At 57.0% G+C, this 18988-nt stretch carries 15 protein-coding genes, 4 tRNA genes and 1 riboswitch; of the genes, 14 read left to right on the top strand and 5 right to left on the bottom strand.

The window, feature by feature from the left end; all coding sequences use genetic code 11:
- Positions 1-4: 4 nt before the first annotated feature.
- On the top strand, positions 5-1012 hold the full coding sequence (gene astE / locus ACA047_RS22630) for a succinylglutamate desuccinylase (RefSeq protein WP_497353121.1): 1008 nt from the start codon (positions 5-7) through the stop codon (positions 1010-1012).
- Positions 1013-1121: 109 nt separating this feature from the next.
- Here the strand turns inward: astE and ACA047_RS22625 are convergent, their stop codons facing one another.
- Entirely contained in the window at positions 1122-1640 is a 519-nt protein-coding gene (locus tag ACA047_RS22625) for a 6,7-dimethyl-8-ribityllumazine synthase (RefSeq protein ID WP_497353119.1), read from the bottom strand.
- Between the two features lie 100 nt (positions 1641-1740).
- Positions 1741-1908, bottom strand: a riboswitch (FMN riboswitch).
- A 199-nt stretch (positions 1909-2107) separates the two neighbouring features.
- On the opposite strand from ACA047_RS22625, the gene ltaE reads away from it, so the two are divergent.
- The 7 genes from ltaE to ACA047_RS22590 all read left to right on the top strand — a co-directional run bounded on the left by ltaE (position 2108) and on the right by ACA047_RS22590 (position 8047).
- A complete protein-coding gene (gene ltaE, locus ACA047_RS22620) occupies positions 2108-3112 on the top strand; it encodes a low-specificity L-threonine aldolase (RefSeq protein WP_497353117.1) in 1005 nt (334 codons plus the stop codon).
- Between the two features lie 146 nt (positions 3113-3258).
- Positions 3259-5883: an alanine--tRNA ligase gene (gene alaS / locus ACA047_RS22615; protein WP_497353115.1), complete on the top strand. Its 2625-nt coding sequence runs from the start codon at positions 3259-3261 to the stop codon at positions 5881-5883.
- 62 nt (positions 5884-5945) lie between these two features.
- On the top strand, positions 5946-7187 hold the full coding sequence (locus tag ACA047_RS22610; RefSeq protein ID WP_497353113.1) for an aspartate kinase: 1242 nt from the start codon (positions 5946-5948) through the stop codon (positions 7185-7187).
- 185 nt (positions 7188-7372) lie between these two features.
- Positions 7373-7561, top strand: a complete 189-nt coding sequence (gene csrA, locus ACA047_RS22605) for a carbon storage regulator CsrA (RefSeq protein WP_003178872.1) — start codon at positions 7373-7375, stop codon at positions 7559-7561.
- A 62-nt stretch (positions 7562-7623) separates the two neighbouring features.
- Positions 7624-7714, top strand: a tRNA-Ser gene (locus tag ACA047_RS22600).
- Positions 7715-7821: 107 nt separating this feature from the next.
- Positions 7822-7898: transfer RNA gene (locus ACA047_RS22595), tRNA-Arg, on the top strand.
- Between the two features lie 72 nt (positions 7899-7970).
- Positions 7971-8047 (top strand) — tRNA-Arg (locus tag ACA047_RS22590).
- Positions 8048-8065: 18 nt separating this feature from the next.
- On the opposite strand, the gene ACA047_RS22585 is transcribed toward ACA047_RS22590, so the two are convergent.
- On the bottom strand, positions 8066-8578 hold the full coding sequence (locus ACA047_RS22585; RefSeq protein ID WP_497353111.1) for a cell envelope protein SmpA: 513 nt from the start codon (positions 8576-8578) through the stop codon (positions 8066-8068).
- Positions 8579-8896: 318 nt separating this feature from the next.
- On the opposite strand from ACA047_RS22585, the gene mgtE reads away from it, so the two are divergent.
- The gene (mgtE, locus tag ACA047_RS22580; RefSeq protein WP_497353109.1) at positions 8897-10339 is read left to right on the top strand and encodes a magnesium transporter; all 1443 of its coding nucleotides are present in this window, start codon (positions 8897-8899) and stop codon (positions 10337-10339) included.
- Between the two features lie 123 nt (positions 10340-10462).
- Here the strand turns inward: mgtE and ACA047_RS22575 are convergent, their stop codons facing one another.
- The gene (locus ACA047_RS22575; protein ID WP_003178899.1) at positions 10463-10789 is read right to left on the bottom strand and encodes an Arc family DNA-binding protein; all 327 of its coding nucleotides are present in this window, start codon (positions 10787-10789) and stop codon (positions 10463-10465) included.
- Between the two features lie 528 nt (positions 10790-11317).
- On the opposite strand from ACA047_RS22575, the gene ACA047_RS22570 reads away from it, so the two are divergent.
- From ACA047_RS22570 to ACA047_RS22560, 3 genes are all read left to right on the top strand, one after another.
- Positions 11318-11394: transfer RNA gene (locus ACA047_RS22570), tRNA-Arg, on the top strand.
- Between the two features lie 476 nt (positions 11395-11870).
- The gene (locus ACA047_RS22565; RefSeq protein WP_497353107.1) at positions 11871-12011 is read left to right on the top strand and encodes a hypothetical protein; all 141 of its coding nucleotides are present in this window, start codon (positions 11871-11873) and stop codon (positions 12009-12011) included.
- 10 nt (positions 12012-12021) lie between these two features.
- Positions 12022-12939: a DMT family transporter gene (locus ACA047_RS22560; protein ID WP_497353105.1), complete on the top strand. Its 918-nt coding sequence runs from the start codon at positions 12022-12024 to the stop codon at positions 12937-12939.
- A 170-nt stretch (positions 12940-13109) separates the two neighbouring features.
- Here the strand turns inward: ACA047_RS22560 and ACA047_RS22555 are convergent, their stop codons facing one another.
- Entirely contained in the window at positions 13110-14036 is a 927-nt protein-coding gene (locus ACA047_RS22555) for a LysR family transcriptional regulator (RefSeq protein ID WP_497353103.1), read from the bottom strand.
- A 252-nt stretch (positions 14037-14288) separates the two neighbouring features.
- Entirely contained in the window at positions 14289-16157 is a 1869-nt protein-coding gene (locus tag ACA047_RS22550) for an ATP-binding protein (RefSeq protein WP_497353101.1), read from the bottom strand.
- 637 nt (positions 16158-16794) lie between these two features.
- On the opposite strand from ACA047_RS22550, the gene ACA047_RS22545 reads away from it, so the two are divergent.
- The gene (locus tag ACA047_RS22545; protein WP_497360498.1) at positions 16795-18456 is read left to right on the top strand and encodes a ShlB/FhaC/HecB family hemolysin secretion/activation protein; all 1662 of its coding nucleotides are present in this window, start codon (positions 16795-16797) and stop codon (positions 18454-18456) included.
- Positions 18457-18465: 9 nt separating this feature from the next.
- Entirely contained in the window at positions 18466-18984 is a 519-nt protein-coding gene (locus ACA047_RS22540) for a toxin-activating lysine-acyltransferase (RefSeq protein ID WP_497353099.1), read from the top strand.
- Positions 18985-18988 lie beyond the last annotated feature (4 nt).

Here is an 18988-nt window from a genome sequence, read left to right as displayed (position 1 = left end):
CGCTATGCTCGCCCTCGGCAAACTGCTTGAACTGACCCTCGCCGGCCGTGAACCGGCGGAGAAGACTCAACTGACTGTCGAAGGCGTACGGATGCGCTGGCTGAGCGAGGGTGCGCTGGAGGTCAAGCCGCCCGAAGCCTGGGATAACGGCCTGGACCTATTGTTGTCGGCCGGTATCCACGGCAACGAAACCGCACCGATCGAGTTGCTCGACCGGCTGCTGCATGACATTGCCCGTGGGAATTTGAAGCCACGGGCGCGCATTCTGTTTCTGTTCGGCAACCCCGAGGCTATCCGTCGCGGGGAGCGTTTCGTCGAGCAGGACGTCAACCGACTGTTCAATGGTCGCCATGAACTGAGTGGCGGCGCCGAGGCGCTGCGGGCCTGTGAGCTGGAGCGACTGGCCGCCAGTTTCTTCAGCCGACCAGATCGCAGCCGCCTGCATTACGACTTGCACACCGCCATCCGCGGCTCAAAAATCGAGCAATTCGCGCTGTATCCATGGAAAGAAGGTCGTCAGCATTCACGTCGTGAGCTGGCGCGGCTGCGCGCCGCGGGCATGGAAGCGGTGCTGCTGCAGAACAAACCGTCCATTGTGTTCAGCGCTTTCACCTACGACCAGCTCGGTGCCGAGTCCTTTACCCTGGAACTGGGCAAGGCCCGGCCGTTCGGGCAGAACGATGGCGTCAACGTCAGTCTGCTGGAAACCCGCCTGCAGCAGATCATCGAAGGCAACGAACCTGCGCTGGGCGAAGGGTTGGATGGCCTTAAGCTGTTCAGCGTGGCGCGGGAGATCATCAAGCACAGTGATAGCTTCCGCCTGAACTTGCCGGCGGACATCGAGAATTTTTCGGAGCTTGGGAAAGGTTACGTGCTGGCCGAAGACATCGCCCAAACCCGCTGGGTGATCGAAGAAGAGGGTGCCCGGATCATCTTCCCGAACCCCAAGGTCAAGAATGGCTTGCGGGCAGGTATCCTGATCGTGCCGGCTACCGAAGAAAACCTGGCCTAAGACCAGCATCGATCAATGTGGGAGCGAGCGTGCTCGCGATGGCGGTATTTCAGTCGACATCACTAGCGACTGATACTCCGCTTCGCGAGCAAGCCCGCTCCTACAGGGTTTAGTGGCTCATACCAGCCATCGTACGCGGTTCGCTACGACGCAACGCCCGGGTCTTGTGCAGCGTATCAGCGCAGGTCTTCGCCGCTTCCTGACCCTTATGCACGAAGTGTTCGAAGAAGAACTTCTGATGCTCTTCCCCGGCATGGAAGTGATGCGGCGTGAGCACGACCGAGAACACCGGCACTTCGGTTTCCAGTTGAACCTGCATCAGGCCGCTGATCACCGATTGGGCGACGAATTCGTGACGGTAGATGCCTCCATCCACCACCAGGCCAGCGGCGACGATGCCGGAATAACGGCCCGACTTGGCCAGCAGCTTGGCGTGCAGCGGGATTTCGAAGGCGCCGCCGACTTCGAAGAAATCGATATCGCTTTCCTGATAACCCTGGCTGATCATTTCAGCGACGAAGCCTTTACGGCTCTGATCGACGATTTCCTTGTGCCAGCAGGCCTGGATGAACGCAACACGCTCGCCCGAATGATTTTTGGTTTTGCTGTCGATTGCAGTGGGTTGCATGTTCTGGTTCCTGTTTGTGTGAAAAACAGGGCGTCATGAATCGAAGGGGATTCGAGGGTACGCTGCGTACAGACGGTAGCAAGCGGCCCTTGGGTGCCAATCCCGTTCTCTCTTCATCCGGACTATGACCGTCGGCCCCGGAATCACACCGGGTCTGCTGACCTTGCCGTTACACCGAAAAAGCCGTGTACCGCCAAGCGCTCGCGGGCTATGCACGTTGCGTGCAATTACCGCCGGTGGGGAATTGCACCCCGCCCTGAGAACGTTTTGTCGCCACTGGTTTGTGGCAGCGCAAGATTATTAACACATATTTCCAAACCGCGCATGGCGCGTTTACGATGATTAATATCGAATAATCTGCTGGTTCGCGGCGTCTTTTCCTTTGGCCGGTCTTGATTATTCATCACCATGACCGCAGTAATTGCGCTTCGAAAGATATTTCCTTACCAGAGCCCGAGGCCAGACTCATGAGTGTTATCGATCTTCGCAGCGACACGGTCACCCAACCTTCAGCCGCCATGCTGGATGCGATGGCCAGCGCGCCTACCGGTGACGATGTGTATGGCGAAGACCCGACCGTCAATCGCCTCGAAGCCGAACTGGCCGGGCGCCTGGGGTTCGCTGCGGCGCTGTTTGTGCCCACGGGCACCATGAGTAACCTGCTGGGATTGATGGCCCACTGCGAGCGCGGCGATGAATACATCGTCGGCCAGCAGGCCCACACCTACAAATACGAAGGCGGTGGGGCGGCCGTGCTCGGTTCGATCCAGCCTCAGCCTCTTGAGGTGCAAGCGGACGGCTCCCTGGACCTGGCGCAAGTCGCCGCAGCGATCAAACCCGATGACTTCCACTTTGCCCGCACCCGCCTGCTGGCCCTGGAAAACACCATGCAGGGCAAGGTCCTGCCGCTGGACTACCTGGCCCGGGCTCGGCGGTTTACCCAGGAGAACGGCCTGGCCCTGCACCTGGACGGCGCGCGGTTGTACAACGCCGCCGTCAAGCTGAATGTCGATGCCCGGCAAATCACGCAGCATTTCGATTCGGTTTCGGTGTGCCTGTCCAAGGGCCTTGGCGCTCCTGTTGGCTCGGTCCTTTGCGGCAGTGTCGAGCTGATCGACAAGGCGCGCCGGCTGCGCAAGATGGTGGGCGGTGGCATGCGCCAGGCCGGAATTTTGGCGGCGGCGGGGCTGTACGCCCTGGAACATCAGGTCCAGCGCCTGACCGATGACCACGCCAATGCCCAGCGGCTCGCCGAGGGCTTGCGCGCGGCGGGTTACGAGGTCGAGCCGGTGCAGACCAACATGGTTTACGTGCAAATGGGCGAGCGGGCCGAGGCGATCAAGGCGTTTGCCGCTGAACGTGGCGTCAAGCTCAGCGCTGCGCCACGCCTGCGCATGGTGACCCACCTGGATGTGAGTGCTGCGCAAATCGACCAAGTGATCGCTACTTTCGTCGACTTTTCTCGCCACTGACCTGCCAGGCGGGCCAATTGACAGTTTCTATCGCATAAACACGCTGTACCCCACGCGAAGGGCCGATATAATGCGGCCCTTTGCCGTTGCTTCGTCTGTTGACGTTTTGCACAGGCCTTTGGCCGCAGCCTCCGTGGAAGAACCTAATGAAAAGCGCAGAAATCCGTGAAGCCTTCCTTCGCTTCTTCGAAGAGCAAGGCCACACCCGAGTAGCCTCCAGCTCTTTGATTCCGGGCAACGACCCGACCCTGCTGTTCACCAACGCGGGGATGAACCAGTTCAAGGATTGCTTCCTGGGCCAGGAAAAACGTGCCTACACCCGTGCGGTGAGCAGCCAGAAATGCGTGCGTGCCGGCGGCAAGCACAACGACCTGGAAAACGTCGGCTATACCGCTCGTCACCACACCTTCTTCGAAATGCTGGGTAACTTCAGCTTCGGTGATTATTTCAAGCGCGACGCCATCACCTTCGCCTGGACCTTCCTGACCTCCGACAAGTGGCTGAACCTGCCCAAGGAGAAGCTCTGGGTAACGGTCTACGCCAGCGATGACGAGGCTTATGACATCTGGACCAAAGAAGTCGGTGTCCCGGCAGAGCGCATGGTGCGCATTGGCGACAACAAAGGCGCGCCTTACGCCTCCGATAACTTCTGGACCATGGGCGACACCGGCCCGTGCGGCCCTTGCACCGAGATCTTCTACGATCACGGTGCCGACATCTGGGGCGGCCCACCCGGTTCGCCGGAAGAAGACGGCGACCGCTATATCGAAATCTGGAACAACGTCTTCATGCAGTTCAACCGCACCGCCGACGGCGTGTTGCATCCGCTGCCAGCGCCTTCGGTCGACACCGGCATGGGCCTGGAGCGGATCAGTGCGGTGTTGCAGCACGTTCACTCCAACTACGAAATCGATCTGTTCCAGAGCCTGCTGAGCGCTTCGGCCAAGGCCATCGGTTGCTCCAACGACAACCAGGCTTCGCTGAAAGTAGTGGCCGACCATATCCGCTCCTGCGGCTTCCTGATTGCCGACGGTGTATTGCCGTCCAACGAAGGCCGTGGCTATGTGCTGCGCCGGATCATCCGTCGCGCCTGCCGTCACGGCAACAAGCTGGGCGCCAAGGGCAGCTTCTTCTATCAGATCGTCGGGGCGCTGGTGGCCGAGATGGGCGAAGCCTTCGTGGAGCTCAAATCCCAGCAGGCTCACATCGAGCGCGTGCTCAAGGCTGAAGAAGAGCAATTTGCCAAGACCCTGGAGCAGGGCCTGAAGATCCTCGAGCAGGACCTGGCTGAGCTCAAAGGCAACGTGGTTCCTGGCGACGTGGTGTTCAAGTTGTACGACACCTACGGTTTCCCGATGGACCTGACCGGTGACATCGCCCGCGAACGCAGCCTGACCCTCGACGAGGAAGGTTTCGAGCGCGAGATGGAAGCCCAGCGGGTACGTGCGCGCTCCGCCAGCTCCTTCGGCATGGACTACAACAGCCTGGTCAAGGTTGACGTGGCCACCGAATTCACTGGTTACGCCGCGACTACCGGCTCGGCCAAGATTGTTGCTATCTATAAGGACGGACAGTCGGTCGACATCCTGAGCGAAGGCCAGGAAGGTGTGATCGTGCTGAACACCACCCCGTTCTATGCCGAATCCGGCGGCCAGATCGGCGACAGCGGTTACCTGCAGGCCGGCAACTCGCGCTTCGATGTGCGCGACACCACCAAGACCGGCGGCGCGTTCCTGCACCACGGTGTGCTGGCCTCGGGCAGCCTGATGGTCGCGGCACCGGTGGCCGCCCATGTCGACGCTGAAGTGCGTCACGCCACGTCGCTGAACCATTCCGCCACACACTTGCTGCACGCTGCGTTGCGCCAGGTACTGGGCGAGCATGTCCAGCAGAAAGGCTCCTTGGTGGACAGTCAGCGCCTGCGCTTTGACTTCAGCCATTTCGAAGCCATCAAGCCTGAGCAGCTCAAGGCGCTGGAAGACATCGTCAACGCCGAGATCCGCAAGAACTCCCCGGTAGAGACCGAAGAAACCGACATCGAGACCGCCAAGCAGAAAGGTGCGATGGCGTTGTTCGGTGAAAAGTACGGCGACAACGTGCGTGTGCTGAGCATGGGTGGTGATTTCTCCGTGGAACTGTGCGGTGGTATCCACGCCAATCGGACCGGCGACATCGGCCTGCTGAAAATCATCAGTGAAGGCGGTGTGGCGTCCGGCGTGCGACGCATCGAAGCGGTCACCGGCGCTGCGGCGCTGGCGTACCTCAACGCTGCCGAAGAACAACTCAAGGAAGCGGCGAGCCTGATCAAGGGCAGCCGCGACAACCTGATCGACAAGCTGTCGGCTGTGCTGGAGCGTAACCGTCTGCTGGAAAAGCAACTGGAACAGTTGCAGGCCAAGGCCGCCAGCGCTGCGGGCGACGATCTGTCGGCCGAGGCCGTGGACGTCAAGGGCGTGAAAGTGCTGGCCGTGCGTCTGGATGGTCAGGACGGCAAGGCGCTGCTGGCGCTGGTCGATCAACTGAAAAACAAACTCGGTCGCGCAGTGATCCTGCTCGGCAGTGTCCATGAGGAAAAGGTCGTTCTCGTCGCAGGCGTGACCAAAGACCTGACTGGCCAACTCAAAGCCGGTGATTTGATGAAGCAGGCCGCTGCGGCAGTGGGCGGTAAGGGCGGTGGTCGTCCGGACATGGCGCAAGGCGGCGGTACCGACGTTGGCGCACTGGACGCGGCACTGGCCCAGACCGTTGCATTTGTAGAGCAGGGTATTTAAGGCAGCGCTGGCCGCTGTTGATTGATTATTGGGCGCCCTTCATGGGCAGAGGCGGCTTTGAAATGGCTTTGATCGTACAGAAATTTGGAGGCACCTCGGTCGGCACTGTCGAGAGAATCGAACAAGTCGCCGACAAGGTTAAGAAATTCCGTGATGCGGGCGATGACCTGGTGGTTGTGCTGTCGGCAATGAGCGGCGAGACCAACCGTCTGATCGATCTGGCCAAGCAAATCAGCGGCGATCAGCAGCCGGTTCCCCGTGAACTGGATGTGATTGTTTCCACTGGCGAGCAGGTGACCATTGCCTTGCTGGCCATGGCACTGATCAAGCGTGGCGTGCCGGCGGTGTCCTACACCGGCAATCAGGTTCGTATCCTGACGGACAGTGCGCACAACAAAGCGCGTATCTTGCAGATCGACGATCAGAAAATTCGCGGCGACCTGAAGGCTGGTCGCGTGGTGGTTGTCGCCGGTTTCCAGGGCGTGGACGAGCACGGCAACATCACCACCCTCGGCCGTGGCGGTTCCGACACCACGGGCGTAGCGCTGGCAGCGGCTCTCAAGGCTGACGAATGCCAGATCTACACCGATGTGGATGGTGTCTACACCACCGACCCACGGGTGGTGCCTGTGGCTCAGCGCCTGGACAAGATCACCTTTGAAGAGATGCTGGAAATGGCCAGTCTCGGCTCGAAGGTGCTGCAGATCCGGGCGGTCGAATTCGCCGGCAAGTACAACGTTCCGCTGCGCGTTCTGCACAGCTTCAAAGAGGGTCCGGGCACCCTCATTACTATTGATGAAGAGGAATCCATGGAACAGCCGATCATTTCCGGCATCGCTTTCAACCGCGATGAAGCCAAGCTGACCATCCGTGGCGTGCCAGACACCCCCGGCGTGGCGTTCAAGATTCTCGGCCCGATCAGTGCCGCGAACATCGAAGTCGACATGATTGTGCAGAACGTCGCGCACGATAACACCACCGACTTCACCTTCACCGTGCACCGCAACGACTATCAGGCCGCTGAAGCCGTGCTGAAAAAGACGGCTGGCGAGATCGGTGCCCGGGAAGTGGTGGGCGACACCAAGATCGCCAAGGTTTCGATCGTCGGTGTCGGCATGCGCTCCCACGCAGGCGTGGCCAGCCGCATGTTTGAATCCCTGGCCAAGGAAAGCATCAACATCCAGATGATCTCTACGTCGGAAATCAAGGTTTCCGTGGTGATTGAAGAGAAGTACCTGGAACTGGCCGTGCGTGCCCTGCACACGGCTTTCGAACTCGACGCTGCAGCCCGACAGGGCGAGTAAGACGTTGTCCTAAGGGCGCGGCTAGACCGCGCCCTGTGTTTTTTTGAATGGCGCGTTCCAAAACTGTTCTTTTGCTCGTGCTGGTCAATACTTAGGCCTGTAGGCTGCGACCGTTTCGGTTGTCGGTCCAATGCCTTTTTTTTGCAGACTGTTGTCCCTGAACTGAATTGCGTGAGGAGAGAGGTATGCTGATTCTGACTCGTCGGTGTGCAGAAAGCCTGATTATTGGCGATGGCGAAATCACCGTGACCGTGCTCGGCGTCAAAGGAAACCAAGTGCGTATCGGCGTCAACGCCCCGAAAGAGGTCGCTGTGCACCGAGAGGAAATTTACCTGCGTATCAAGAAAGAGAAGGACGACGAACCAAGCCATTAATTTTTATCAATTTTTATGTTTGCAAACGGGGATGAAGGTGGTTAATATACGCCCCGTGTTGCGGAGAGCTGGCCGAGTGGCCGAAGGCGCTCCCCTGCTAAGGGAGTACACCTCAAAAGGGTGTCGGGGGTTCGAATCCCCCGTTCTCCGCCATTATTTATTTAGTGCGACGTAATCTGGCTTCTTCGGTAAGTTGTTGTAATTACTAGAAAAAGTGCTTTACAAAAAGATTCGGCGACCTATAATGCGCGGCAACAAATGCACTCGTAGCTCAGCTGGATAGAGTACTCGGCTACGAACCGAGCGGTCACAGGTTCGAATCCTGTCGAGTGCACCATTTAAGAGTTGTTTGCAGCAATGCAAATAACTTCGCTTCAACCAGTTGTGATCTGGTATAAAACCACAACCTGCACTCGTAGCTCAGCTGGATAGAGTACTCGGCTACGAACCGAGCGGTCACAGGTTCGAATCCTGTCGAGTGCACCAAACACCAAAAAGCCCGCGTTATCGCGGGCTTTTTGCTGTCTGCGATTTGCCTGTTACGCATCCTTTCTCATCGAACACGATCTCTGCGTTGCGGCCTTTCTTCGCTTTGTAGGTAAACCGTGTGCTCGAATTCCGAATGTTGATTGAATCGGGTTTGCCCAAGGCGCTCTCTACGTCCTGCTGGCTCATGCCGGTAATGATTCGCCGGGTGATGATCGCTTCGCGGCGTTGCCTGGCGTTGATCCGATTCCCACAGCGGTCTTCGAACTGGCCGACAACCGTCGGTTCCTTGTGCTTGGTTTTGTTGCTGGATGTTTGCCGCGACTCTGCTTCGGGCATCAGCGGTTCGGCCGTACCCGGGCTGAACGAATGGATCTGCTGTAACGAAAGCTCTTCTCCTGGGCCGCAGCTCAAGGTCGTGAATGTAACGTGCCCAGCGACACTTTCGCAGCGATGCACGGTTTGCCCGGCGGCTCCCAAGGGCAGGCAGGGCAGGGTGGTTAGCAATAGCAGGTAGTGGCTGACAGGCATCCGGGCGTCCTCCTTGACGATGAAGAAATAAGGGTAGCCGCTACATTTCTGAAAGGGCGTGTGTTTTCTTTTCGGGATAAGTCGTCGTACAGATAGAGGTTCACCCTGTGTTCAGGTTTGTCTCGCAAGCGCTTGTTCTTGCCATGATTTTTTAACGTCTTAAAGCGCCAAGCGGTGTATGATTGCGCCCGTCAGCCCCGCCGGGGCTTTGGAATATCTCCATGGACTTACCCAGTAGTTACTCAATACGTTTTGCCAATCATGAATTAACTGATTGATCCTTCCGGCGTGCTCCACTGCTGGGAGTGGAGTTCGCCTATGACCGAAGTAGAAGTAAAGAAAACGCAGGAAAGCCTTCAGGATCGTCTCGCTCAAGTCGTTGAGCTGCTGCATCGCCAGCGTGTCGTAGAAGACCTGACGCATCGCCAGGAAGGCCCTCATCATGACCGGGTCGAGAACCTGGTCCACCGGCAGAACCTCGTCGAGTTGCAACGCAAGCTCGATGATCTGCACTCCGCCGACGTTGCCTACATCCTTGAAGCCTTGCCACTGGAAGAGCGTCTGACGGTCTGGCAGTTGGTTCAGGCTGATCGCGACGGTGACATCCTGCTCGAAGTGTCCGACTCGGTTCGTGAAACCCTGATCGCCGACATGGATGATCACGAGCTGTTGGCAGCGGCCAAGGAAATGGACGCCGACGAGCTCGCCGACCTTGCGCCCGAGCTGCCACGGGACGTTGTCCACGAACTGATGGAAACCCTCGACGGTCAGCAACGTGAGCGTGTGCGCTCGGCGTTGTCTTACGACGAGGAGCAGGTCGGTGCGCTGATGGACTTCGAGATGGTGACGATCCGCGAGGATGTCAGCCTTGAAGTGGTATTGCGTTACCTGCGGCGCCTCAAGGAGCTGCCGGGGCATACCGACAAGCTCTTTGTAGTCGATTACGACGGCGTGCTCAAAGGCGTGCTGCCGATCAAGCGGTTGCTCGTCAACGATCCGGATAAGCAAGTGGCCGAGGTCATGGCCAGCGACCCGGTGAGCTTCCACCCGGACGAAAATGCCTACGATGCGGCCCAGGCGTTCGAACGTTATGACTTGATTTCTGCACCGGTGGTCGACAAGAACGGCAAGCTGATCGGCCGTCTGACCATCGATGAAATGGTTGACCTGATTCGTGAGGAGAGCGAAAGCGAAGTCCTCAACATGGCCGGTTTGCGTGAAGAAGAAGACATCTTCGCCTCGGTCTGGAAATCCCTGCGTAACCGCTGGGCCTGGCTGGCGATCAATCTGATCACGGCGTTTATCGCATCGCGGGTCATTGGCCTGTTCGAAGGCTCCATCGAGAAGCTGGTGGCGCTCGCAGCGTTGATGCCCATCGTCGCCGGTATTGGTGGCAACTCCGGCAATCAGACCATCACCATGATCGTGCGCGCCATGGCGCTGGATCAGGTCAGTACCGGCAATACGTCGCGACTGATGCGCAAGGAATTGGTTGTGGCCTTGATCAACGGCGTGGTGTGGGGCGGTGTGATCGGTGTGGTGGCGTATCTGCTCTATGGCAGCTGGTCGCTGGGTGTGGTCATGACCGCTGCGATGACGCTCAACTTACTGTTGGCGGCATTGATGGGGGTATTGATTCCTATGACTCTGGCCCGAATGGGGCGTGACCCTGCCATGGGCGCCAGCGTAATGATCACCGCCATGACCGACAGCGGTGGATTCTTTATCTTCCTGGGCTTGGCGACGATTTTCCTGCTCTGAATCGCTCGTCGAGAAGGCCCGCCAATTTGGCGGGCTTTTTTATGGGCGCTCGTCATGCAGTCCGAGCCAAACGCCAGGCAAAAAAAAGCCAGCACACGGCTGGCTTTAATATCTGGGGTGCGATCAGGACGCGTCTGCGGCCATTTCTGCATCATGGGCAATCAGCGAAACGAGGGCGTTCTGCTGGCGATGGGAGAGTTGTCGGAATCGTTGAAGCAACTCGCGCTCATGCAGTGACAGCTCCGGGCTGTCCAGGCGCATGCTCAGTTCTTCACCCAACGCGCCTTCCTGAATAAGGCTTTGCTCAAGGCGCGCGATGATTTCAGAGTTCATGCTGCGGTGATGATTGCGAGCCACCTCGGCAATGCGTTCCCGCATTCCGTCTGGCAGACGTACGACGAACTTGTCAGCCGTACGGCTGGAATAAATTGCCTGTTTCAATGGGCGCATATATTTAACCGGTTAGTTCAGGGGAGCGGTTCTCGGGATCGGCCGCAGGATGTCGAATAGGACAAGGCCTGTGGCCAAATGTTCAACCTGAATTGTTAAGAGGCCCGCATCATGCCTCAAAATTGCCAGATCATTGGCGCCAATTCTGTGACAAATATTGATCCGGGTAAAGGCGTTATGCCAGCACCCTCATCAAAAAATGCGGACTGGTTGGAAAAATCAACAGGTCCGCATCTGTGACCACCGCATCGTGTCTATGTGCCATACCGTCTGGCGGATAACCGAGGCGCAGGCACGGGCGCATGGTTTTCCTTGTCTTGCATAGGATAGTGGCAATTTGCCGATTTACTAGGATGAACAATCCAGGAGCAGATGAGCGGTGGCCAGATTTTCCGAGTCTTCGGCCTGCGGGCCTGGGCGCCGTACCATTTGCCTACACTTAAAAAACCATGGACGACATGACAAACGCGGGGCTGGCCGTTAACATGCACGCCGTCCTTCGCACTGCGTCTCTCGTGGTCGACTTGTGTCTCAGTAGCTCAATTGGATAGAGCATCCCCCTCCTAAGGGGAAGGTTGGCAGTTCGAACCTGCCCTGGGACACCATATAATTCAGTACCTCCACCGATTTATCACTCATCAGCTACGGGCCTATGGGGTCCGGGTGGGTGCAATCGTTGACATTCAGCCAAAGAAAAGCCCTTCTCAGATCTGACTTCTGTCGGTTCGGGTCACACCTCACGCGCCAATTTCGTTACCTACTTGTCTTGTCGTGTATGAATTTTCCGGCAGTAGAGGATTTAAAGGGGCGTGGGGCACTCAGTCCTTCCTTCCACCTATTCGTATTTATCGATGGGTGCCAGATATAAAACTCGTTATTCAGCGGGTTTTATCCGACCTACGATCATGTGGCGTGCAGTGTTCACCGTTGGGGTGAGCATCCAGTCAGTACTCATTGGGAAAAAGGGGCCACGTGATGAAGCCTTCAAAGTCGCAGGACGGGCAATACCTCAATTTTGAAAACAGTACGTATTTCAGCCCCCCTCCATACCTATCATTAACTCGAACACTCGGCGGATGAGTTGCCTTCGATTGGTGTCTGGCTGTTAGTGCCGATCACCGATGTGTTCCCGGCGCAATTGTCCGTGTATCAGAACTTGTTCCATCTGCAAGGGGAAGTCGAGTTCGACGGCGCCGCTTTCATGTTAATGAAGAAAATCTAACGGAGGCGTTATGCCGTACTTATTGCTTTCACTCGCTGCCGTTTTTTGGGGCGGTAACTATGTCGTCGGAAAATTGATGGTGGTGGATGTTGATCCCGTGCTGCTGTCGCAACTTCGATGGCTGGTTACCAGTGCTTTACTGCTGTTGATTAATTATAAGGCGGCGATCGCCAGTTGGCCGGCCGCGCGCAAGTCATGGTTAACCCTGGTGATGCTGGCGGTGTGTGGGCAAGTTATATTTCCACTGACTTTGTATATCGGTTTGCAGTACACCAGTTCGTTGAATGCGGCGATTTATCTGTCGGCCACGCCATGTTTGGTATTGGCCATCAATCGTTTCGTTTTCGGTGATTTCATCTCCAGATCGAACATGCTCGGGGTGGTCATCAGTACGTTAGGTGTGTTCTGGCTGGTGACCATGGGGCATCTTTCCGATTTGAGTTTCCTGGAGGGCTTCAACAAAGGTGATTTCTGGACCATGGCCTCCGCCGCCAGTTGGGCTGTTTATTGTTCCTTTTTGCGGACCAAGCCAAAAACTATCGCTGGCAACGCGTTCGTGACGTATTGCGCGATAGTGGGGGCTCTGTGCCTGATTCCGTTCAGCCTGGGGGTTTGGGCCTTGCACCCTGATCTGATGTTCAACCTGGGGCAGGGCGCTGCACCGTGGCTGGGCCTGGCGTATCTGGTGATCTTCCCATCCTGGCTGTCGTACTTGTTCTGGAGCAAAGGGATTGGTGAAATTGGTGCCACCCGTGGCGAGATCTTCACTCACCTGGTGCCACTGTCCGGCGGGTTGTTCAGCATCGTATTTCTGGATGTGCAGCTGCACGCCTACCATCTGGTCAGTCTGGTACTAATCGTGTTTGGGGTGATCCTCTGTTCCATTAAACGGCGGGCTCCGGTGGTATTACGCGTGGAGGCAGCTTAATGGACAGAATTATTGGCAACGCTGCGTTGTGTCACGAAGTGGTGGTCGCAGACCCACCGTGTAAGCACCGACAAGGATGCCTTCGAGTTGCAGCACGGTGACCTCATTCGGGCGAGTAGCCAAGAGGATGAACTGCAATTGTCCAACCTCTTCGAGGATGAGCTGGTACGTCAATCGTGCAATTGCTGACGAGGGCCCTGACCGCTTGCTGCCGTTACCATCAGTGGTAAGCGAGCCGGTTTATCGAAGTCGAGCACCCATTGCGCCAGTGCTCTTGGCGCAGGTATGCCAGGGTGGTCGAAAAATACGAATTCGGTGGTCAATGAGGCATATGAACCGCTCAGGAAATACGTTTGTACCTGTTCACTGCGACAGCAAGAATTGACCAGTGACAAGGGCACCAAGGCTACGCCCACGCCATTGATCACGTTTGAAAACAGCAACGGATAAGAGCCACACTCGATGATCTTTTCCGGGGTGATGTTACCCATCTGAAACAGTTCGTCGAGATTACGTTGTGAAGCGCTGCGCCGGCTGTTGACCAGAAACACTTGCCCGCTGAACGCTTCCAGGTCTTGGATGGCGGGCTGTGTCGCGCTGTAGATCAGGGCCAGCGGCTCGTTGAACAGTGTCACCCGGCGATAATGCGCAGGTGCAAGGCCCGCTCCGACAATTACCGCGTCGAGCTTGCCGGCCTCAAGATCCTTGAGCAGCGACTGTGTGTTACCAATGCTGACATCCACTGCCAGACCGTCGGGATTGGCAACGATGCTTTGCAACAGGTTCTGGCGAGTAATAGTGAGGTTTTCGATGACACCCAGACGCACCCGTGTTTCGGTTTTTTCCGGGCTTAGGCTTGCTTGAGCGCGGGCAACCAGTTCGAGGATTTGTGAGGCGTATGCATAGAGCTCCTTGCCTTGCGCCGTCATCGTAATGCCACGGCCGGAGCGTTCGAACAACTTGGTATCAAGCCGTGACTCGAGGGTCTTGATGCGGAAGGAAATACTGGATTGAGCGCGGTTTAACCTGATCGCGGCCTGCGTGACGCTGCCATAGTCAACAATCGCTTTGAAAGCGTCCAGTTCAGCAATTTCCATACTCATCTGCTCCTTTGCTCCATAACGGGCGGGAGGCTTTCGGGCTGTGCTTGGGCCTGCTTTGAGCCCTGTAACCGCTCTATGCTGCATATTACATCGGTCTTGCGTGATGCTTACTTACAAAATATTTAACGAGGTGTTTAGGCGAAAGGAGCAGATAGCAAGGTCATCTCCAGCAGCCGAGACAGCTGCCGCGCGCAAAGTACTCGCGCCAACCTGTCACGGGTGAACGAGGGGAGAGGTCCTCCCATTTCAACTTGAAATTGCATCCACTACCAGCGTGCTGGCCTGGCGTTGCTGTCGGACGTTGGCTGCACGCTGAAGCACTCGGGTCAGGGCCTGGAAATTTGCCGGTTTGGTTAAAATGTCATCGGCACCGGCGGCCCTGAAACGTTCTATCTCGCTCGAAAAAGCGCTCGCGGTGAAAGCAACGATGTAGCAAGTAGTGGCCAGTGGTAGTTCGCGGATTTTGCGGATGGCCGCTAGCCCATCCATAACAGGCATGTTGATATCCATAAAAATGACTTCTGGAGCCGAAGTCATGCACGTGTTGACCGCCTCCAGGCCATTTGACGCAAGGTCGGGTGCATAACCCAACTCTCGAAACATCGCCATGGCGACTTTCTGACTGATGGGATGGTTCTCCACCAGCAGGATATCGAGCGGGTAAGCCCTGGCAAAAGATGAGTCGAAACTAACCGATGCATGATCGTCGACGAAGGGAATTTCCGAGGCTGAAAAAAGCGCTATGGGGAGTGAGAAAGAGAACGTCGATCCGACCCCAGGCTGACTGGTAAAGGATAAAGTTCCTTGTTGCGCCTCGACCAGGCTTTTGCAAATTGAAAGACCGAGTCCGCTCCCGGTAAAGCGTTGACTGACCGGCCCTTTAAACTGAGCAAAGGGCTTGAACAGACTGCTTTGCAGCTCCTTGGGGATGCCTATGCCGGTATCGCGTATGGAGAAGTCGAGTCGAGCTTTAAGGCCAAAGCCGCTGGTCGTGACCACGAGCGATACTTTTCCGGTTTCAGTGAATTTGACTGCGTTGCTCAATAAGTTGATCAATATTTGACGAAGGCAATCGCTATCGGTTTTGACCAGGGACGGTACGTCCGGTGAGACGTGGGCCTCAAGTACTATTGGTTTGTCCTGAATGTTTTGCCGGATCATTTCAATGCTGGATGAAACCAGTGTTCGTACGTCGAACACGTGAGGCTTCAATTCAAGTTTGCCCGCTTCGATTTTTGCAAGGTCAAGGATATTGTCGATAAGAGACAGTAGCGTCCGTCCGCTGGCATGAATCGTTTTTAACAGGCTGCTTTGCTCAAGCGTCAGCGTCGACCGCGCCAGCAACTCGGTTGCGCCAATGACACCGTACATGGGGGTACGAATTTCATGGCTCATGGTGGCCAAAAATCTGGTTTTTGAACGATCCGCATCCTCGGCGGCATTTTTTGCCTGATGCAATGCTTGTTCGTTTACTTGCAACTGCTTGAGATGAACACGCATGCGTAAAAGACTGAAGGCGAGAAATACCAGGATGGCCAGGATGATATGGTGCATCGAGTCTTGATTAAGTTGTTGGTAGTAGTCCGCCAACGTCATCTCCGCCCCCGCAATATACAGCGTACCGTCTTGCGATTTTAGTGGGACGAAGACGGCGCGAAAATCTCCCCAATGGTCCGAGTAGTCGGTCCAGGTTGGCTCGGTGCGCTCAAAACTGTCGAGCAAAGCCTGGCTGGCATCTGGGTACGGATCGAAAAAGCGCACGAAATTCTGCTCTTGAATTTCTTTTTCCGATGCGCTGGAGCTGACCAGATAAGCTTCTCCGGAGCGTTTGATCACGCTGTAGACAAAGGCGGTGCCCATTGACTCGTTAAATCGGGAGAGCCGCTGAATGGTATCCCAGTCTTGCGCCTGCGATTTGGACTGTTTGTCGATCAGATTGTCATGGTAGCGATCACCGAGGATGGCTGAAACACCCAATGCGGCATGCAGCAGTTTGTTATTGATATTGTCAGTGAGAATGCCTTGAGTCTCGACGTAGAGGTAGTAGATATAACCACTGACACCTACGATGTAGACAAAAAGTAACACCCATGTTTTCTGTTTGAGGTTGAACATATCACAGCCTCCCTACTGTAAGTCCAAGCATGAATTGAAGACTGCCTGAAACCATTGTTTTATCGTGCTGTTTCCAAGTGATGATGAGGAACTGTTTGACCTGGCAGCCAGTTTTGCTCGCGACAGTGTTACAGGTTTGAGGGAAAGTTGCAGTTCCAAACTGCCCAGCGACGTCACTGTCCGCAGTAGTTGGCGAAGTCATGGCCGACTTTCTGCTCGCTTTGTATTCACTTCTCCTACAAATGATCAGTCCACACCTGTCTTGAACTCAACGTTTGCACCGCGAGCATCCTCCTCAATGGTGTGATCGACCGCTCATTTCTACGGATTTGTATCGAAAATGTTTCATAAAGCGAAACTTTATCCTCCCCTTGCCCTCTGACCGTCTCGGTACGTCGTAGGACTTTTCCTTCGCTACGGGCGGAACACGTACCTCTATTTATTTCGTGTCAGTGCTACTGCCGTTTCCGGCGAGCCTGGCTCAACGTGTTTTTGATTCAAGCCACAAGGATGTGACATGCACCCAGCAGCACCCTGCCGAACGCGTAATCCGAGCACCGCTCGCCGTCTTGTTGACGTGACCCGTTCCTCTCCACAAAACGCCAAGCGTCTCGCGCTGTTCTTAATGGCTGCATGGATGATGGGGGCGGGGAGTGCTGCGCAGGCGGCTGGGCCTGAGGAAGAGCTGTTGCGCCAGCGTGAGCGTGAGCGGGTGCTGCGTGATCAGTTGGAGTCTCGGCCGGACGTGCGCCTTCAGTCGGCGCCAGTGGCCGAAGGCGTCGATCGCTTGCCCGTCAAGGAAAGCCCTTGCTTTGCCATCAACGACATCCGCCTGATTGGCGAGGCATCGGAGAAATTTCAGTGGGCCCTGCGCGCCGCCAACCCCAAGCATGATCCTGCCATAGGCCGTTGCCTGGGCGGTGGAGGGATCAACTTGACGATGAAACGCATGCAGAACGCGATCATCGAAGCGGGTTACGTCACCACCCGCGTCCTCGCTGAAGCCCAGGACCTGAACAGCACAGTTCTGGTACTGACGCTGGTGCCGGGGCGTATCCGCGAGATTCGTTTCGACGAGGGCACCAGCCCCCGTGCCAATGTCTGGAATGCGATGCCCGCCAATCCTGGCGACCTGCTTAACCTGCGCGACATCGAGCAAGCACTGGAAAACTTCAAGCGGGTGCCGACCGCCGAAGCCGATATCCAGATCGCGCCCGCCCGCGCGCCCGACGCCAAACCCGGTGAAAGCGATGTGGTGATTGCCTGGCGCCAGCGATTCCCGGCCCGCGTAAGCCTGTCTGTGGATAACTCGGGCAGCAAGACCACCGGTAAATATCAGGGCAACGTGTCGCTGTCCTTGGACAACCTGCTGTCGCTCAACGACTTGTTCTACGCCAGCGTCAACCATGACCTGGGTGGCGGCGAGTCCGGTCATCGCGGCTCCGATGGCAACACCCTTCATTATTCGCTGCCGTTCGGCTACTGGCAGCTGGGTTTCACCAGCAGTCAATACAACTACGAACAGGCCGTCGCGGGCGCCACCCAGACTTATCAATACCGTGGTGAGAGTCGCAACAACGAGTTGCGCCTGTCGCGCCTGCTGTACCGCGACGCCGTTCGCAAGACCACCGCTTGGGGCAGTCTCTGGACGCGCTCGTCGGAGAACTTCATCGACGACACCGAAATCGGCAACCAGAAACGACGCATGGCCGGCTGGCAGTTCGGGCTGAACCATCGCGAGTTCATCGGCGCTTCAATTCTTGACCTGGGTGCCGCTTATCGTCGCGGCACCGGGGCCCATGACTCGCTTCAAGCACCTGAAGAGTCTTATGGCGCAGGCACTTCACGCGCGCAGGTCATCACCGCCGACGCTCAATTGCAGGTGCCGTTTCGGGTGGGCAACCAGCGCCTGCGCTACATCGGCGGCTGGCGCGCGCAATGGAACCGTACCCCTCTGGTGCCTCAGGACCGCTTCTCCATTGGCGGGCGCTACAGCGTGCGGGGCTTTGATGGTGAAAACATTCTTTCCGCCGACCGCGGCTGGACGTTGCGCAACGAAGTCGGCCTGTCTTTGGGGCAGACCGGCCAGGAGCTTTACACCGGTATCGACTACGGCGAAGTCAGCGGCCAATCCAGTGAATTCCTGATCGGGCAGCGCCTGGCGGGGGCCGTGGTGGGTATACGCGGTGGTTACAAAGGCCTGTCTTATGACTGGTCGCTGGGCACCCCGTTGAAGAAGCCCGATGGCTTCGAGACGGCAAACGTGACCAGCGCCTTTTCCGTCATCTGGTCATTCTGAGGTGATCCCATGCAGTTCGAGACGCTAGACATTACCGCCCCCGGCCTGATCGACGAACCCTGGAACGAAGCTGCCGTGTTCGGCTCGGCCACTTGGCTATGGATGCACTCCAAAGCCCATCGCGATGCACCGCTGCACAGCCTGCCGACGCTGTTGTTGCCTGCCCTCAAGCATCGCCAGTTCGTGCTCGGTGCTGAACATGGCAAACCCGTGTTCTACCTGTCCTGGCTCAACTTCGACGAGGCCGCGGAACAGCGCTATTTGCAGCAATCGCCCCTGTCGCTGACTGAAGCCGACTGGAACAGCGGCGAGCGCCTCTGGCTCAACGACTGGGTTGCCCCCTTTGGTCACACCGCTGCATTGACCCGACTGCTGCAGCGTCACCTGTTCGCCAATCGCTGTGCGCGTGCGCTCTATCACCGAGGCGAGGAGCGCGGCCTACGGGTCAAGACATTCCAAGGGATCGGTGTCATCCCTGAACAGGCCAAGGCCTGGTTTGCCGCCCACCCGCTGGCAATCGCACCGTAACCCC

Source organism: Pseudomonas sp. LBUM1664 (assembly GCF_059695895.1).
This window is presented reverse-complemented; position numbering and strand designations above follow the sequence as displayed.

Excerpts from the sequence above, each read along its gene's own strand:
- alaS (WP_497353115.1), top strand. The coding sequence starts at position 3,259 with ATGAAAAGCGCAGAAATCCGTGAAGCCTTCCTTCGCTTCTTCGAAGAG.
- ACA047_RS22625 (WP_497353119.1), bottom strand. The coding sequence starts at position 1,640 with ATGCAACCCACTGCAATCGACAGCAAAACCAAAAATCATTCGGGCGAG.
- ACA047_RS22575 (WP_003178899.1), bottom strand. The coding sequence starts at position 10,789 with ATGCGCCCATTGAAACAGGCAATTTATTCCAGCCGTACGGCTGACAAG.
- ACA047_RS22585 (WP_497353111.1), bottom strand. The coding sequence starts at position 8,578 with ATGCCTGTCAGCCACTACCTGCTATTGCTAACCACCCTGCCCTGCCTG.
- ACA047_RS22555 (WP_497353103.1), bottom strand. The coding sequence starts at position 14,036 with ATGGAAATTGCTGAACTGGACGCTTTCAAAGCGATTGTTGACTATGGC.
- ltaE (WP_497353117.1), top strand. The coding sequence starts at position 2,108 with ATGAGTGTTATCGATCTTCGCAGCGACACGGTCACCCAACCTTCAGCC.
- ACA047_RS22560 (WP_497353105.1), top strand. The coding sequence starts at position 12,022 with ATGCCGTACTTATTGCTTTCACTCGCTGCCGTTTTTTGGGGCGGTAAC.
- ACA047_RS22545 (WP_497360498.1), top strand. The coding sequence starts at position 16,795 with ATGATGGGGGCGGGGAGTGCTGCGCAGGCGGCTGGGCCTGAGGAAGAG.
- ACA047_RS22540 (WP_497353099.1), top strand. The coding sequence starts at position 18,466 with ATGCAGTTCGAGACGCTAGACATTACCGCCCCCGGCCTGATCGACGAA.
- ACA047_RS22550 (WP_497353101.1), bottom strand. The coding sequence starts at position 16,157 with ATGTTCAACCTCAAACAGAAAACATGGGTGTTACTTTTTGTCTACATC.
- mgtE (WP_497353109.1), top strand. The coding sequence starts at position 8,897 with ATGACCGAAGTAGAAGTAAAGAAAACGCAGGAAAGCCTTCAGGATCGT.
- csrA (WP_003178872.1), top strand. The coding sequence starts at position 7,373 with ATGCTGATTCTGACTCGTCGGTGTGCAGAAAGCCTGATTATTGGCGAT.
- astE (WP_497353121.1), top strand. The coding sequence starts at position 5 with ATGCTCGCCCTCGGCAAACTGCTTGAACTGACCCTCGCCGGCCGTGAA.
- ACA047_RS22610 (WP_497353113.1), top strand. The coding sequence starts at position 5,946 with ATGGCTTTGATCGTACAGAAATTTGGAGGCACCTCGGTCGGCACTGTC.